Below are 15,339 nucleotides of genomic sequence, written 5' to 3'. Positions count from 1 at the left end.
TCACCGTTCGTTCGGGTAGTCGGCTGCGCGGCCGGTTCGACGTACTCGCGGCAGGCGCGCATCGCTCACGGTTCCAGTCCCGCCTGAACGCCCGCCGATGTTCCGCTCCCGTCGTCCCCGCGGACCGTTCTATCGGCGATCGACCGCGGCGGCAGCTGCAGGCCGAGGTCGACCAGGCGGATACGGCCGACCAGGTGAGCGCCGGAGGGATCGAGTAGCCCCGCCTTCACGGCACCGAATGTGACCGTCACCGCCGCGGGGAGGACCGGACCGTCGATCGGCCGGCCGCCGTCAGGCGGGATTCCGCTCGGCAGATCGACCGCGACGACGACGGGGCCGGTGAACGCCTGCGGCGCGACGACCGGCAGGATCGCCGCCACCACCTCCCGAGCCGGCGACCGCAGGCCGGCCGTGACGTCGGCCCCGGTGCCGAGGATGCCGTCCACCACCACGTCGGCCTCCGCGGCGAGCGAGGCGACGCGCTCCGGCGTCACCACGAAGGCGTCCATGAGGTCCGCTCCGGCCGCCATTGCCGCGGCGAGCCCCGCCTCATGGGTGCGGCCGCCGAGCGGTACCAGGACAACGGGGCAGCCCTGACGCGCCAGGGCCGCGACCGCGAAGAGGGCGTCGCCGCCGTTGTCGCCGGGTCCGACGAGGGCCACGATTCGGCGCGCGCCCGCACCCCGCAGCGTCAGCACCGAGCGCAGTTCGTCCGCGAGTGCCGCCGCGGCACGCTGCATCAGCGGCACGCCGGCGTCCAGCAGCGGTCGCTCCGCGGCACGCACCTCGTCGGCCGTGTAGCCGGTGAAGAGGGAGGACGCCATGCCGTCCATCCTCCCAAGCACGGGTCCCGTGCAGCCGTGGCACGGCACCATTGAAAAGCACTCCCGATCAGAATCTCTGGACCAATCGAAGGACGCCATGCACGTCGTCGTCACCGGAGGCAGCGGCAAACTCGGCCGCGCCGTCGTCAGCCACCTGAGGGACATCGGGCACGAGGTGCAGGTCTTCGACCGCGCCGCCGTCCGTGCGCCCGGCTCGCTGCCGGTCGACCTGACCGACTACGGCCAGGTACTCGACGCCCTGATGGGGCTGGACGAGCGCGTGTCGCCGCCGGAGGCGATCGTGCACCTCGCGGCCATCCCCGCGCCCGGGCTCGTCCCCGATGTCGCGACCTTCCAGAACAACATGCTCTCGACCTACCACGTCCTGCAGGCGGCCCGTCGGGCCGGCATCAGCAGAATCGTCACCGCCTCCAGCGAGACCCTGCTGGGGCTGCCGTTCGACGTGCCGCCGCCCTACATCCCCGTCGACGAGGACGTGACCAGCCCGGAGAGCACCTACTCCCTGGTCAAGCACCTGGAGGAGACGCTGGAGATCCAGCTGACCCGATGGGACCCGTCGCTCAGCATCACCGCGCTGCGGTTCTCCAACGTGATGGACCCCGAGGACTACGCCGCCTTCCCGTCCCATCAGGGCGACGCCCGCGCCCGCAAGTGGAACCTGTGGGGCTACATCGACGCCCGCGACGGCGCCGCCGCCGTTGCCGCGGCGCTGCAGAAGCGCCTGCCCGGCTTCGAGCGGTTCATCATCGCGAACGCCGACACCGTGATGGAGCGCGAGAGCGCCGACCTCGTCGCGGAGGTCTTCCCCGACGCGCGGCTCACCAAGCAGCTGTCCGGTCGTGAGACGCTGCTGTCGATCGACAAGGCCCGCCGCCTGCTCGGCTGGGAGCCGCAGCACTCCTGGCGCGATCACGTCGGGCCGACCTCGCAGACCAGCTGAAGGACGCGAACTGAAGGGAGCCTTCGATGGCGAAGCGCACGCGTGACCTGCCCTCGACGATCGAGCGGTCGGAGGAGCACGCCCAGGACGTGTACGGCGACACCTTGGAGTCGGCGATCGGCACGTACGGCGACGGGGAGCGCGCCCATCGCACCGCGTTCTCGGCGCTCAAGCACCAGTACGAGAAGGTCGGCGACCACTGGGAGCCGAAGGAGGGGAAGGGCCCGTCGGATGCGGGAGCGGCTGAGCGGGGACCGGACCACCCGGATGCGACCGCCGGCGGCGTGGACGCGAACGCCTCCAAGGCGCACCTGCTGGAACTCGCGAAGCGGCTGCAGATCCCGGGCCGATCCAGGATGACCAAGGACGACCTGGTGCAGGCCCTGCAACGCGCAAACGACCGCGCGACCCGCGCCGCGCGCTCCGACGGCTAGGACCGCGGATGCCGGACATCGCCCGCGGCCTGGCGGGGATCGTGGTGGACACGACCGCCATCTCCAAAGTCAGTCCCGAGACCAATTCCCTGCTGTACCGCGGATATCCGGTGCAGGAGCTGGCCGCGTCGTGCTCCTTCGAGCAGGTCGCCTGGCTGCTGTGGTACGGCGAACTGCCCACGCCGGACGAGCTGACCGCGTTCGAGGCCGACGAGCGCACGCAGCGCGCCCTGCCCCCGCGCGTCCGCACCGTGATCGACGCGCTGCCGACCAGCGCGCATCCGATGGACGTGGTGCGCACGGCCGTGAGCGTGCTCGGCGCGGCGGATGACCGCGTCGACGACGCCTCGCGAGAGGCGCAGCTGGCGAAGGCCGTGACCCTGTTCGCGGTGCTGCCCGCCATCGTGGCGTACGACCAGCGGCGCCGACGGGGTCAGCAGCCGGTGCCGCCGCGGGACGACCTGGACTACGCGCGCAACTTCCTGTGGATGACCTTCGGCGAGCTGCCCGGCGACATCGAGGCCGAGGTGTTCCGCATCTCGATGGTGCTGTACGCCGAGCACTCGTTCAACGCGTCCACATTCACCGCGCGGGTCGTCACCTCCACCCTCGCGGACCTGCACTCCGCCGTCGTCGCGGCGATCGGCGCGCTGAAGGGCCCGCTGCACGGCGGCGCGAACGAGGCCGTGATGGGCGTCCTGGACGAGATCGCTTACCCCGACGCCGTGGACGAGTGGCTCGATGCCGCGCTGGCGCAGAAGCGCACGATCATGGGGTTCGGGCACCGCGTCTACAAGCACGGCGACAGCCGGGTTCCGACCATGAAGGCGGCCCTCGACTGGCTGATCGCCGAGCGCGAGGCGCACGGGCTGGCTGAGCTCTACGAGCGGCTCGAGACCGGCGTGCGCGAGCGGCTCGGCATCCTGCCGAACCTCGACTACCCGAGTGGGCCCGCCTACGGCCTGCTCGGCTTCGACACCTGGACGTTCACGCCGCTGTTCGTCGCCAGCCGCGTGGTCGGCTGGACCGCGCACATCATCGAGCAGCGCGAGCACAACGCCCTCATCCGCCCGCTGTCGGAGTACACGGGCACCCCGGAGCGGCACCTGCCGACCGCGACCACCTCCCTGACCGCGACGCGGTAGCGCGCGGCCGTCCAACTCCTCGCGCACCAGGGTCAGGAGGCGGGAGCGCCTGCCGGGCCGAAGGTCTTGGCGCTGATCGCCGCGCTGAGCGCCTGCACCGCCTCGACCGGAGCCGCGGGATTGGCCAGCAGGCGGAAGTCGACCGCGTCCAGGTCGGGCAGCGCGAACCGCACCGACACCTTGGTGAGGTCGGACGGGATCAGTGAGTGCGGGAACACCGCGACGCCCAGCCCGGCGCGCACGGCCGCGATCAGGGCGCTCACGTCCCGGACCGTGCAGGCGATGCGCCAGCGCCGGCCGTGCGCGTCGAGGGCGGCGAGCGCCATGCTGCGGCTGAGGCTGGGACTGCGATAGGTGACAAGTGGCACCGGCTCGTCTGGTGCCACCGGTGTCGACTCCTGGCCGACCCAGACGAAGGTGTCCCGCAGCACCAGCCGGCCCTCCCCCACTTCCCCCGGCGACTGCTTGATGAACACCAGGTCCAGGCCGCCGGCGGCCAGGCGGCGCGACAGCACCGGCGACTGCCCCACGGTCAGCTCCAGGTTCACCTGCGGGTTCAGCTGCCGGAAGTGGCGCAGGATGCGCGGCAGCTGCGTGATCGCCAAGTCGTCGGCGGCGCCGAAGCGCAGCCGGCCCTTGGTGGCGGCGGTGTCGAAGTACCGCTCCGCCGTGGCGTGCGCGGCCAGGATCGAGCGGGCGAAGCCGGCCATGGCCTCCCCCGCATCGGTCAGCCGCACGTCGCGGGTGTCGCGCACCAGCAGCGGCCTGCCGACCGACTCCTCCAGCCGTCGGATGTGCTGGCTGACCGTCGGCTGGCTCAGCCCCAGCTGCGCACCGGCGGAGGTGAATCCGGCCGCGCCGGCGACCGCCAGGAACGTGCGCAAGAGCACCGGATCGTACATATCGAGGCCCCGTCATGCAGCAATCGAATTCAAGATATAGGTCGCATTCGTCAGACTAATGGTGCATCGCGCGTACTGTGGAATGCGATGACTGCAGCGACCCAGGCGATCCCAACCCAGATCTCCGGCCCGCTCCCCTGGCGCAGCAGCTTCTCGGCCCTGACCGTGCGCAACTTCCGCATCTTCTGGGGCGCGAACGTGCTGGCGATGACCGCCACCTGGATGCAGCGCATCGCGCAGGACTGGCTGGTGCTGCAGCTGACCGGCAGCGCGGCGCTCGTCGGCGTGACCGTGTTCGTGCAGTTCGCGCCGATGCTGTTCCTCGGCCTGTTCGGCGGCGTGATCGTGGACCGCTACCCCAAGCGGCAGCTGCTGATGGGCACGCAGGGCGCGGTCGGCGTCGTCAGCCTGGTGCTGGCCGTCCTCAGCCTGACCGGCACCGTCGTGGTGTGGCAGGTGTGGGTCGCCGCGCTCGTGATCGGCATGACCACGGTCGTCGACAACCCCGCGCGCCAGGTGTTCGCGAACGAACTGGTGGGTCCGGCGCATCTGCGCAACGCGATCACCCTGAACTCCTCCGCCTTCCAGTTGGGCATGCTCCTCGGCCCGGCGGTCAGCGGCCTGCTGATCGTCGCGGTCGGCGGCGGCTGGTCGTTCGCGATCAACGCCGTCGCGTGCGTGGTGACCGTCGTCGCCCTCACCCGGCTTCGTGTCGCCGAGCTTTATCCGCACACCCCGACTCCGCGCAGTTCCGGGCAGCTGCGCGAGGGGCTGCACTACGCGGCGGTCAAGCCCACCATCCTGTGGCCGGTGATCATGGTGTCGTTCCTGTCGGTGTTCACGCTGACCATGCCGGTGCTGCTGACCGCGTATGCGAGCGACGTGTTCCACATCGGCGCCGCCGGCTACGGCCTGCTGAACTCGCTCTTCGCGGTCGGCGCGCTGGCGGGCGCGGTGCTGTCGACCAGGCGGCGCACGCTGCGCCTGCGGACCGTGATCATCTGCGGCGGCGTCTGGGCGCTGCTGCAGGTGACGGCCTCGTTCATGCCGTCGGAGGCGATGTTCGGCGCCGCCTTGATCGCCTGCGGAATCGCGAACCAGTTCTTCTTCATGGCCGGCAACCCGCTGATCCAGCTGTCGTCGAACACCGCGATCCGCGGCCGGGTGATGGCGCTCTACGTGCTCGTACTGCTGGGCGGCCAGGCGCTCGGCGGCCCGCTGATGGGCGGGATCGTCGACCTGGCCGGCGCCCAGGCAGCGATGCTCGTGTCCGGCCTGGTCCCCGCGGTCGCCGCCACCGCCATCGGCCTGCTGCTGGCCCACCGCGGGGCACTGCACCTGGCTCTCTCCTGGAGGCACGCGACCCCGCACCTCAGCATCCAGCCGCGCTGAGTACCGCGAGGAATCGCTGATGCGCGACGAGGAATTCAGGAGAGATCGAGGTAGTCAGGCGATCTGAGGCCCGCAGGCGCCGGTTGCTCGAAACGGCCTGAATTCTTCGGGATGCAGGCGGCCGGGGCAGGCGGCGAGGCCCCGCCCAGCTACGCGGCTTCTTGACGTCTAAGCCGCTTGCCGGTTGAGTCGGCGCACGCGGGGATGACGACCGGGAGGAGCGCCGTGACCGACGACACGACCCCTGACCCCGGCACTCCTGACCCCGATGCCCCTGAGGACGGTCCGCTGCGGCTGGTCGAGGCGGAGGTGCAGCGACTGCTCGCGGCGGTGGATGCGGCGGACTTCGCAGCACTGATCGCAGCCCTCGGCGAGCACCGACGGTGGTTCTTCACGGGACAGGGGCGGTCCGGAGCGGTCGCGGCGATGGCGGCGACCAGGTGCATGCATCTCGGCGCGACCACACACCTGCTGGGCGAAGCGACGTCGCCGTCCGTGCAGGCGGGCGACGGCGTCCTGGTCGTCTCCGATTCCGGAACCACTCCCGTGTCGGTGTGGTTCGCCGAGAAGGCGCGGGTCGAGGGCGCGAGCGTCGTCGCCGTCACGGGCGCCCGGGACAGTCCGTTGGCGGCCCTGGCGCGCACCGCCGTCGTGATCCCCGACATCGGCAGCGCGCAGTTCGGCGGGTCGGCGTTCGAGCAGGGCGCGCTGCTCGTGCTGGACGCGGCGATGCTGGCCGTGCAGCGGCGGCAGGCGATCTCGGACGAGTCGATGCACCGGCGCCACACCAACATGCGGTGAGTGGAGCGATGTCGAGCGGCGCGACGTGGAGCGGATATCCGGCGGATCGGGAGAGCGAGCGGTGAGCACGCACGAACAGCAGGCGGCACTGGCCCTGCGGGCGGACTCGCTGGCCGCGATCGGAGCGACTTCCGGTATTCCGGTACCGGAATACTCCTTGTCGGACCTCGTCACGGGCATCGTGCACATCGGGGTCGGCAGCTTCCACCGCGCACACCAGGCCGCGGTCGTCGATCGCCTGCTGTCGATGGGGCACGCGCGGGACTTCGCGATCTGCGGCGTCGGCATCCTGCCCCAGGACCGGCGCATCGCCGACGTGCTGATGCAGCAGGACGGCCTCTACACCCTGGTCCTGAAGCACGCCGACGGGCGCCGAGAAGGCCGGATCATCGGCAGCATCGTCGATTTCTTCTTCGCCCCCGACGAGCCGGCCGCGGTGATCGAGCGGCTGGCGCATCCCGACACGAGGATCGTGTCGTTGACCATCACCGAGGGCGGATACGGCATCGATCCGGTGCACGGCGAATTTGTGGCGGACGAGCCGGGTGTACAGCACGATCTCACGGCTCCGGAGGAGCCGGTGACCGTGTTCGGGTACGTGATCGCGGCACTCGCGCTGCGCCGCGCGCGCGGCATCCCTCCGTTCACCGTGCTGTCCTGCGACAACATCCAGGGCAACGGGCACGTCGCCCGGAAGAGCTTCACCGCGTTCGCACGACTCGTCGATCCGGCGCTGGGCGACTGGGTGGACCGCTCCGTCGCCTTCCCGAACACGATGGTCGATCGGGTGACGCCCGTGACGAGCGATGCGGACCGCGCCGACGTGCGCACCCGGTTCGGGATCGACGACGCCTGGCCGGTCGTCGCCGAGCCGTTCTTCCAGTGGGTGGTCGAAGACCGCTTCCCCGCCGGGCGGCCGCCGTTGGAGCTGGCGGGTGTCGACCTGGTCGACGACGTCGCCCCCTACGAGGCGATGAAGCTGCGCTGCGCGAACTGCACCCACCAGGTCATCTGCTATTTCGGGACGCTGCTCGGACTGCGCACCGCCGACGAGGCACTCGCCGATCCGCGCATCCGCGCGCTCGCCCGCAGCTACCTCTTCGATGAGGCGCTGCCCACGCTGACCCCGATCCCCGGAGTCGATCTCGGCCGGTACGCGGAGACCGTCATCGAACGGTTCGCGAATCCCGCCATCGGCGACACGCTGGCCCGCATCCGGGCCTTCGGCAGCGACCGGCTGCCGAAGTGGCTGCTGCCGGTCGTCCGCGACAACCTGGCTGCGGGCCGCAGCGTGCGCATCGCAGCCGCCGTGTGCGCGGCCTGGGCGCGCTACTGCGAAGGCACGGACGACGCGGGGCGGGTCGTGGAGGTGGTCGACCGGCTCTCCGACGAGCTCACGGCGACGGCGCTCGGCCAGCGGCAGCACGCGTCGGCGTTCATCGAGCGCCGCGACCTGTTCGGCGATCTGGTCGACGACCCGCGGTTCCGCGAGCCGTACCTCCAGGCGTTGCATGCCCTGCTGCAGGGCGGCGCGGACCTCGCCCTCGGGCGACTCGTCAGCGCGGACCACGACCACGGGCTGCGCCCGGCGACGGCGTAAGAGATCCCCGCCTCCGCAATTCGCGGGAAGGTGGCGAGGTTCACGCCGCCGTTGACGCCGGCGGGGAGCGTGGCACCGGCGTCACGGGCCATCGCGGGCGGGCGGGCGTCGATCACCGGTCCCCGCCGCGCCACTCGGCGGTGGCGAGGTACCGCTCGTACGCACCCGATACGAAGGAGCCGGGGCGGGGTTCAACGAGCGGCGTCGGCGGGGGTACCCAGGCATCCCGCACCTCCGCGATCGGCCGGCCGGTCAGGCATGCCGCGGCCTGGATAGCCGCCCCACCGGCGACCGCCTCGTCGGCGAGCGCGAGATGCACGACGGATCCGGTCGCGTCAGCCAGCAACTGCCGGTACGCGGCGGACCGCGCGCCACCACCCGCGATGATCGTTCGGCCGTCGGTGGGCGCGCCGACCGCCGCCAATGCGTGCCTGCCGCGGACGAGTCCGAAGATCACGCCCTCGAACGCCGCCCTGGCCAGCTGCTCGCGGCTCGTCGCCGCCGTCAGACCGCTGATGGTGCCGGTGGCCGCGGGCAGGTTCGGCTTGCGTTCACCGTCGAGGTAGGCCGCGAAGGCGGGCGTGCCCTCCGCGGGCGCCGCGAGGGCGAGGGCGGCCAGCGCGTCGTGGTCGACGGCGAGCAGGCGGGCGACGCTGTCGGTCACGCGAGCCGCGTTCAGGGTCGACACGAGCGGCAAGTACCCGCCGGCCGCGTCGGCGACGCCGTCGACGATGCCGCTCGGATCGAAGACGGGCTCGCGGCTGACGGTGAGGACCACCCCCGACGTCCCGAACACGTACGCGAGGTCCCCCGGATGCACGCCGAGCGCGAGCGCACCGGCGTGCTGATCGCCGGCTCCGGCACCGACGACCACGTCGGGGCGAAGGCCCAGCTCGCGCGCCGCGGCGGCGGACAGCCGGCCGGTGGGCTCCTCCGGGCCGAGCACTCGCGGCAGCATCGGAGCCCAGTCGGTCTGCGCATCGACGAGCCGCAGCAGGTCCAGATCGTACGTGTCGGTCGACGCGTCGAAATAGCCCGTGCCGCTCGCGTCGGACCGGTCGGTGATCCGCTCCCCGGTCAGCCGGAAGGTGAGCCAGTCGTGCGGCAGCAGCACGGTGGCGAGCCGCGCGAAGTGGTGCGGCTCGGTCTGCTTGAGCGCCAACAGCTTCGACACCGTGAAGGCCGCGGTCGGCACCGACCCCGTCCGACGCACCCATGATGCGGCCGGTACGGCGGCCAGCAGGTGCCGCATCTGCGCGGACGACGTGGTGTCGTTCCACAGCTTCGCGGGACGGATGACCGCGCCGTCCCCGTCGAGCGCCACCAGGCCGTGGCACTGCGCGGCGACGCTGATCGCGGCGATGTCGCGCCGAGAGACGGCGACCGCCGCGATCGCGCGGTCCAACGCGACCGTGAAGGCCGTCCACCAGGCGGCGGGATCCTGCTCGCTGACCGGAGGCGAGATCGGCGGATGCGGCGCGCTGCCCGCTGCGACGACCGCGCCGGAAGCCAAGTCGTGCAGGACGACCTTGGTCGACTGGGTCGACGAGTCGACGCCGACGACGAGGGGCATGGTCACAGCGAACCGCCCCGAGGCTCACCCGTCAAAACGGGTGCTCACGCGATAGCGACAGCAGGTCAGGGTTCCGACAACAGGTCGCCGATCGACCAGCGACCTGCGGTTGCAACCTGGTCCTGCTGACAGGACGGGGTCGGGTGCGCGTCAGAAGGCCCGCCTCAGTGACTCGGCGCCTCAGATGACCCAGTTGTGGACGGAGGCGTCCCCGGGATTGCGCGGCCGGGCAGTGGCGGGGACCCCGGTCAGCAGCGATCCGGCGGGTGCGCTGGCGACCACGACGGCTCCGGCGGCGACGACGCTGTCCGAGCCCACCGTGATCGCGCCCAGCAGGGTCGCGTTCGCGCCGATCAGCACCCGGTCGCCGACCGTCGGGTGACGCTTGATCGGCCGCCAGGTGGTGCCGCCCAGGGTGACGCCGTGATACATGGTCACGTCGTCGCCGATCACCGCGGTCTGGCCGATGACGACGCCCATGCCGTGGTCGATGAACAACCGGCGGCCGATGCGCGCCGCGGGGTGGATCTCGACGCCGGTCCACCAGCGGGTGGACTGCGACAGCACCCGGGCGGCGAACCGGTGACCGCCGTGCCACAGGCGGTGCGCGATCCGGTACGACCACACCGCGTGCAGCCCCGGATAGGTGAGGGCGGTCTCCAGCGCCGAGCGCGCCGACGGGTCCCGCCGCCGCGCGGCGTCGACATCGTCGCGAATGCTCACGTCACGAATCGAGGTCCTCGTACAGCACCGTGGACAGGTAGCGCTCGCCGTAGCTGGCGACGACCACGACGATGGTCTTGCCCGCGTTCTCGGGGCGCTTCGCCAGCTGCACGGCGGCGTGCACGGTGGAGCCGGACGAGATGCCCGCAAGGATGCCCTCCTCCGCGGAGAGCCGCCGCGCCATCGCGACCGACTCGGCGATGTCGACGTCGATCACCTCGTCGTAGATCCCGCGGTCCAGCACGTCGGGCACGAAGTTGGCGCCGATGCCCTGGATCTTGTGCGGGCCGGGCTGGCCGCCGTTCAGGATGGGCGATTCCTTGGGCTCGACCGCGACGATGCGGAGGTCGGGCTTCTGCTCCTTCAGGTAGCGCCCGGCGCCCGTGATCGTGCCGCCGGTGCCGACGCCCGCGACGAACAGGTCGACGGCGCCGTCGGTGTCGTCCCAGATCTCCGGACCCGTGGTCGCGTAGTGGATGGCCGGATTCGCCTCGTTCTCGAACTGGCGGGCCAGCACCGCGCCCGGACGCTCCTCGGCGATCTGCGCGGCGCGCGACACGGCGCCCTTCATGCCCTCCGACGGCGGCGTCAGCACCAGCTCGGCCCCGTACGCGCGCAGCACCTTGCGTCGCTCCAGGCTCATCGACTCCGGCATCGTCAGCACGACGTGGTAGCCGCGAGCCGCGCCGACCATGGCCAGCGCGATTCCGGTGTTGCCGCTCGTGCCCTCGACGATGGTGCCGCCGGGCTGCAGCGCTCCGGCCCGCTCCGCCGCGTCGACGATCGCGATGCCCAGGCGGTCCTTGACCGAGGAGGAGGGGTTGTAGAACTCGAGCTTGGCCACCACGGTCGCAGCGGCGCCGTCGGTGACCCGGTTCAAGCGGACGAGCGGAGTGCCGCCGAACGCCCCGGTGATGGATGAGTGGATGTGAGCCATTGAATTTCTCCGAGCGGGAAGCGGACGATGCGATCGGCGATGCGATCCGGGCACGTCGACCGAGTCGGATCGGCCGAACCGCATCAGCCTAGAACGCCGCCCCGACACAGCCAGGGCACCCTCTCGATACCTCGGAGAGCGCCAAGACTTGCCCCGCGGGGGCAGGGGACCCGCGGGGCGGACGTAGCCTGAGCGGAAGAAACGAGGTCGATCCACCATGTCCCACCGTTCTGCCCCATCACGCCGACTCGGTCGCTGGGTACCCGCGATCGCCGCGCCCGTCGTCGTGCTCGGTGTCGTGGTCGCGATGCCGCTGTCCGCCGGTGCCGCGCCGAGCCTGCCCGCCAAGACGCCGCAGCAGGTGCTCGACCTGATCGCCACGAGCACATCCGTCAAGGCCCTGTCCGGCACGGTCAGCCAGACCTCCGACCTGGGGCTGCCCGCCCTGCCGACCACCGGCGCCGACAGCGACTCGTCGACTGCGGCGGCCCTGAACCTGCTGACCGGGTCGCACACCTTCCGGGTATTCGCGGCAGGCCGCTCCGACCGCCGGGTGCAGGTGCTCGACAGCAGCGGTGAGCGCGACGTGGTGCAGCACGGCACCAGCATCTGGTCCTACGACTCCGCCAAGGACGAGGCGGATCACGTCACGATCGACCCGAGCAAGCTGCCCGCTCACCGCGACGCGCCGGGCGATGGAGCGGCTGGGACGGTCACGCCCGACCAGGCCGCGACGCAGCTGCTCGCCAAGCTGGCGCCGTCGAGCACGGTCACGACCGACACCAACGCGAGCGTCGCCGGCCGCGACGCGTACGTGCTGAAGATCGTCCCCAAGACGGCCGCCACCACGGTCGGTTCGGTCGAGATCGCCGTCGATGCGGAGACCGGTCTGCCGCTGCGCGTGCAGGTGGTGCCGCGGGGCACCACGTCGCCTGCCGTCAGCATCGGCTACACCGCCATCAGCTACGCGACGCCGCCCGCGAGCACCTTCCTCTTCACCGCGCCGAACGGCGCGACCGTGCACACCAGCACGGTGCCGAAGCACGACCTGAAGCGGGTGGAGCGCGGCTCGTACAAGCCGCTTGCAATCGCTGCCAAGCCGACCGTCACGGGTACCGGCTGGGCGTCCGTGGTCACCGTCCCGAAGGGTCGGGTGCCCGCCTCCGTCACCTCGTCGCCGCTGTACTCGCAGGCCACGACCGCCGTCGCGGGCGGTCGTGCGATCAGCACATCGTTGGTGAACGTGCTGATCACGACCGACGGCCGCGTGCTGGCCGGCGCGGTGCCGCTCAGCACCCTGCAGGCCGACGCCGCCGAGTGAGCAGCACTGAATGAGCACCGGCGAATGAGCAGCTCCCTTCGATGAGCGATCCGGATCGAGGGCCCCGTCGTCCGCGTGGCGACGGGGCCCTCGCCGTCGAGACGCGCGGCCTGACCAAGCGGTTCGGCAAGCGGGCGGCAGTGGAGTCGCTGGATCTGGCCGTGCCGGCCGGCAGTGTGTTCGGGTTCCTCGGCCCGAACGGGTCGGGCAAGACGACCACCATCCGCATGCTGCTCGGGCTGATCAACCCCACCGAAGGCGACGTGCGGCTGTTCGGCGAGACGATGCCCGCCGCAGCCGCCTCCGTACTGCCCCGCGTCGGCGCGCTGGTGGAGGGGCCGGGCTTCGCGCCCTACCTCTCCGGGACCGCGAATCTGCGCCGGCTCGACTCCGCGGACCGTCGTACCGGAGGCGGTGCCACACGGGTGCGCATCGAGGCCGCCCTGGAACGGGTCGGCCTGACGGCCGCCGCGGGCAAGAAGGTGAAGGCCTACTCGCTCGGCATGAAGCAGCGGCTGGGCATCGCGAACGCGCTGCTGCGGCCGCGCGATCTGCTGATCCTGGACGAGCCGACGAACGGCCTGGACCCCCAGGGCACCCGCGAGGTGCGCACCCTGGTGCGGGCGCTCGCCGACGGCGGCACGACCGTCTTCGTCTCCAGTCACCTGCTGGCCGAGATCGAGCAACTGTGCACGCACGCGGCGGTGATGCGGAGTGGCCGGCTGGTTGCCCAGGGGACGCTCGACGAGCTGCGGCAGCGCGGGCGGCCGGTGGTGCAGGTGGTGACGCCCGATCCGGAGGCGGCCCGTGAGGTGCTGGAACGGGCCGGGCTGAGCCCCATCCCGATGGCCGCCGGGCACGACGCCGGCGACGCGCTGGTGTCGGCGGTCCTTGCGGCGTCGGCCGTGCCGGAGCAGCTGGTCGCCGACCTGGTCGACGCCGGCGTGCGGGTGCGGGGCTTCCAACTGCTGGAGACCAGCCTGGAGGACCGCTTCGTGGCACTGACCGGGGAGGGCTTCGATGTCGAATCCTGATCCGGCGGTTGCGCCGTCACCCGCACGGCGCGGCCTCGGCCTCGGCCTGATCGCGACCGAGTTGAGCGTGCTCTTCTCCCGCCGACGCACCTGGGCGATGCTGCTGGCGCTGGCCGCGGTCCCGATCCTGATCGCGGTCGCCGTGCGCCTCTCCTCCGGCAACGGCCGCGGACCGGGTGGCGGCCCGTCGTTCGTCGGCGCGATCACCGGCAACGGCCTGTTCGTCGGCGTCGCCGCACTCGTCCTCTCCATCCCCCTGTTCCTGCCGCTGACCATCGGCGTGGTCGCCGGCGACACGATCGCCGGCGAGGCCAGCCAGGGCACCCTGCGCTACCTGCTGGTCGTCCCCGCCGGGCGGGTGCGGCTGCTGATCGTCAAGTTCGTCGGCGCCGCCGTGTTCGCGATCGCCGCGCCGCTCGCCGTCGTCATCGCCGGGACGATCATCGGCGCGATCCTGTTCCCGATCGGTGATGTCACCCTGCTCTCGGGCGACCAGATATCGATCGGCGAGGGGATCGCCCGGCTGCTGCTGATCGGCGCGTACGTGGCCGTGTCGATGCTGGGCTTGACGGCCATCGGCCTGTTCATCTCCACGCTCACCGACGTGCCGGTCGGCGCAATGGCCGCGACGGTGGTGCTGGCGGTCACCAGCCAGGTGCTGGACGCGCTGCCACAGATCGCCTGGCTGCACCCGTTCCTGTTCACCGACCACTGGCTGGGGCTGATCGACCTGCTGCGGCAGCCGATCCTGCTCGACGGCTTCGGCCAGAACGCGCTCCTGCAGCTGGGCTACGTGGTCGTCTTCGGCGCCCTGGCCTACGGCCGCTTCACCACACGCGACGTGCTCGCCTGACGCGTGGTCTCCGCTCCGCTCCCGTTCCTGCACCGAGTCCGGCTCCCGCTTCCGCTCGGGTGGTCATCGCGACCGCGTAGCGTTGTGGGCGGCGCCCCTGCGCCGCGGCGGGAAGGGCGACTGCGCTGAAGATCATCAGCTACAACCTGCGGGAGCACACCGCCAGTGGCGAATTGTCGGCGATCGTCGCGCGGCACGATGCCGACGTGCTGTGCCTGCAGGAGGTGGACAGCAACGCGATTCCGACGTGGATCGGGCACCTGAAACTGCTGCGCTCCACCAAGGCGAACCGGCTGGGCCTGGCGATGTACCTGCGGGACAGCCGATTCACGGTGCACGAGACGCGCCTGTTCGCGCTGCGCAAGTCGCTGCACGATCGACTGATGGCGCCGGCCCACGAACGGCTGCTGGCCGCGCACCTGACGGACACCGTCACCGGCGACGAGGTGCTGGTCGGCGACTTCCACGCCGCGCCGCTGACCGCGACGAACTCGCTGCGCCGCAAGCAGATCACCTCCGCCCACGAGGGCATGCAGGCGCTCGCGGCCGGCGTGCCGTCGGTGATGGTGGGCGACTTCAACTACCCGCTGTTCGCCCGCGGACTGACCCGGCGACTGCAGACCAGCGGCTACCAGCTCACCCGCACGACGACGCCCACCTACGTGCGCTACAAGATCTTCCGCGGCTACTTCGACTTCGTCACGTCCACCGGCTGCACCATCTCCGACCTCGACGTGCTGCCGCAGGGCGCCTCCGACCACCTGCCGATCAGCCTCACCGCCCGCGTCGCCGCCTGAACCCCGCCCAGGCGAGCAGCACCCACCGGTCAGCGTGCTCCC

At 71.5% G+C, this 15,339-nt stretch carries 15 protein-coding genes; 10 read left to right on the top strand and 5 right to left on the bottom strand.

Annotated elements, in window-relative coordinates; genetic code table 11:
• Positions 1 to 65: 65 nt before the first annotated feature.
• Positions 66 to 824, bottom strand: a complete 759-nt coding sequence (locus ACFE7H_RS08200; protein WP_375400737.1) for an NAD(P)H-hydrate epimerase — start codon at positions 822 to 824, stop codon at positions 66 to 68.
• A 97-nt stretch (positions 825 to 921) separates the two neighbouring features.
• Between ACFE7H_RS08200 and ACFE7H_RS08195 the strand changes: the two genes are divergently transcribed.
• The 3 genes from ACFE7H_RS08195 to ACFE7H_RS08185 are packed head-to-tail and all read left to right on the top strand — an operon-like array spanning position 922 to position 3,364.
• The gene (locus tag ACFE7H_RS08195) at positions 922 to 1,785 is read left to right on the top strand and encodes an NAD-dependent epimerase/dehydratase family protein (RefSeq protein ID WP_375400736.1); all 864 of its coding nucleotides are present in this window, start codon (positions 922 to 924) and stop codon (positions 1,783 to 1,785) included.
• A 26-nt stretch (positions 1,786 to 1,811) separates the two neighbouring features.
• On the top strand, positions 1,812 to 2,219 hold the full coding sequence (locus ACFE7H_RS08190; protein WP_375400735.1) for a ChaB family protein: 408 nt from the start codon (positions 1,812 to 1,814) through the stop codon (positions 2,217 to 2,219).
• A gap of 8 nt (positions 2,220 to 2,227) precedes the next feature.
• Positions 2,228 to 3,364, top strand: coding sequence for a bifunctional 2-methylcitrate synthase/citrate synthase (locus ACFE7H_RS08185; RefSeq protein WP_375400734.1), 1,137 nt, complete (start codon positions 2,228 to 2,230; stop codon positions 3,362 to 3,364).
• Between the two features lie 32 nt (positions 3,365 to 3,396).
• Here the strand turns inward: ACFE7H_RS08185 and ACFE7H_RS08180 are convergent, their stop codons facing one another.
• Positions 3,397 to 4,266: a LysR substrate-binding domain-containing protein gene (locus tag ACFE7H_RS08180; RefSeq protein WP_375400733.1), complete on the bottom strand. Its 870-nt coding sequence runs from the start codon at positions 4,264 to 4,266 to the stop codon at positions 3,397 to 3,399.
• A gap of 87 nt (positions 4,267 to 4,353) precedes the next feature.
• Between ACFE7H_RS08180 and ACFE7H_RS08175 the strand changes: the two genes are divergently transcribed.
• The 3 genes from ACFE7H_RS08175 to ACFE7H_RS08165 all read left to right on the top strand — a co-directional run bounded on the left by ACFE7H_RS08175 (position 4,354) and on the right by ACFE7H_RS08165 (position 8,059).
• On the top strand, positions 4,354 to 5,658 hold the full coding sequence (locus ACFE7H_RS08175) for an MFS transporter (RefSeq protein ID WP_375400732.1): 1,305 nt from the start codon (positions 4,354 to 4,356) through the stop codon (positions 5,656 to 5,658).
• Positions 5,659 to 5,883: 225 nt separating this feature from the next.
• A complete protein-coding gene (locus ACFE7H_RS08170; RefSeq protein ID WP_375400731.1) occupies positions 5,884 to 6,459 on the top strand; it encodes an SIS domain-containing protein in 576 nt (191 codons plus the stop codon).
• A 61-nt stretch (positions 6,460 to 6,520) separates the two neighbouring features.
• Positions 6,521 to 8,059: a mannitol dehydrogenase family protein gene (locus ACFE7H_RS08165; RefSeq protein ID WP_375400730.1), complete on the top strand. Its 1,539-nt coding sequence runs from the start codon at positions 6,521 to 6,523 to the stop codon at positions 8,057 to 8,059.
• A gap of 112 nt (positions 8,060 to 8,171) precedes the next feature.
• Here ACFE7H_RS08165 and xylB read toward each other — a convergent pair whose 3' ends face one another.
• The 3 genes from xylB to cysK form a co-directional block, all read right to left on the bottom strand.
• Complete coding sequence (gene xylB, locus ACFE7H_RS08160) at positions 8,172 to 9,632, bottom strand: xylulokinase (RefSeq protein ID WP_375400729.1); 1,461 nt, start codon at positions 9,630 to 9,632, stop codon at positions 8,172 to 8,174.
• Positions 9,633 to 9,812: 180 nt separating this feature from the next.
• Entirely contained in the window at positions 9,813 to 10,355 is a 543-nt protein-coding gene (gene cysE, locus ACFE7H_RS08155; protein WP_375400728.1) for a serine O-acetyltransferase, read from the bottom strand.
• A gap of 1 nt (position 10,356) precedes the next feature.
• A complete protein-coding gene (cysK, locus tag ACFE7H_RS08150) occupies positions 10,357 to 11,292 on the bottom strand; it encodes a cysteine synthase A (RefSeq protein WP_375400727.1) in 936 nt (311 codons plus the stop codon).
• 217 nt (positions 11,293 to 11,509) lie between these two features.
• On the opposite strand from cysK, the gene ACFE7H_RS08145 reads away from it, so the two are divergent.
• From ACFE7H_RS08145 to ACFE7H_RS08130, 4 genes are all read left to right on the top strand, one after another.
• Complete coding sequence (locus ACFE7H_RS08145; protein WP_375400726.1) at positions 11,510 to 12,613, top strand: outer membrane lipoprotein carrier protein LolA; 1,104 nt, start codon at positions 11,510 to 11,512, stop codon at positions 12,611 to 12,613.
• A 41-nt stretch (positions 12,614 to 12,654) separates the two neighbouring features.
• Positions 12,655 to 13,647, top strand: coding sequence for an ATP-binding cassette domain-containing protein (locus ACFE7H_RS08140; RefSeq protein ID WP_375400725.1), 993 nt, complete (start codon positions 12,655 to 12,657; stop codon positions 13,645 to 13,647).
• Complete coding sequence (locus ACFE7H_RS08135; protein ID WP_375400724.1) at positions 13,634 to 14,500, top strand: ABC transporter permease; 867 nt, start codon at positions 13,634 to 13,636, stop codon at positions 14,498 to 14,500. The genes ACFE7H_RS08140 and ACFE7H_RS08135 overlap by 14 nt, the downstream gene beginning before the upstream one ends.
• A 125-nt stretch (positions 14,501 to 14,625) precedes the next feature.
• Positions 14,626 to 15,297 (top strand): endonuclease/exonuclease/phosphatase family protein, encoded by a 672-nt coding sequence (locus ACFE7H_RS08130; protein WP_375400761.1) that lies wholly within the window; start codon positions 14,626 to 14,628, stop codon positions 15,295 to 15,297.
• Positions 15,298 to 15,339: the final 42 nt, after the last annotated feature.

Origin of the sequence: uncultured Amnibacterium sp., assembly GCF_964250715.1 — a bacterium.
Classification (GTDB): domain Bacteria; phylum Actinomycetota; class Actinomycetes; order Actinomycetales; family Microbacteriaceae; genus Amnibacterium.
Note: the sequence above shows the minus strand (reverse complement) of the source record. Positions and strands in the feature narration are given on the sequence as shown.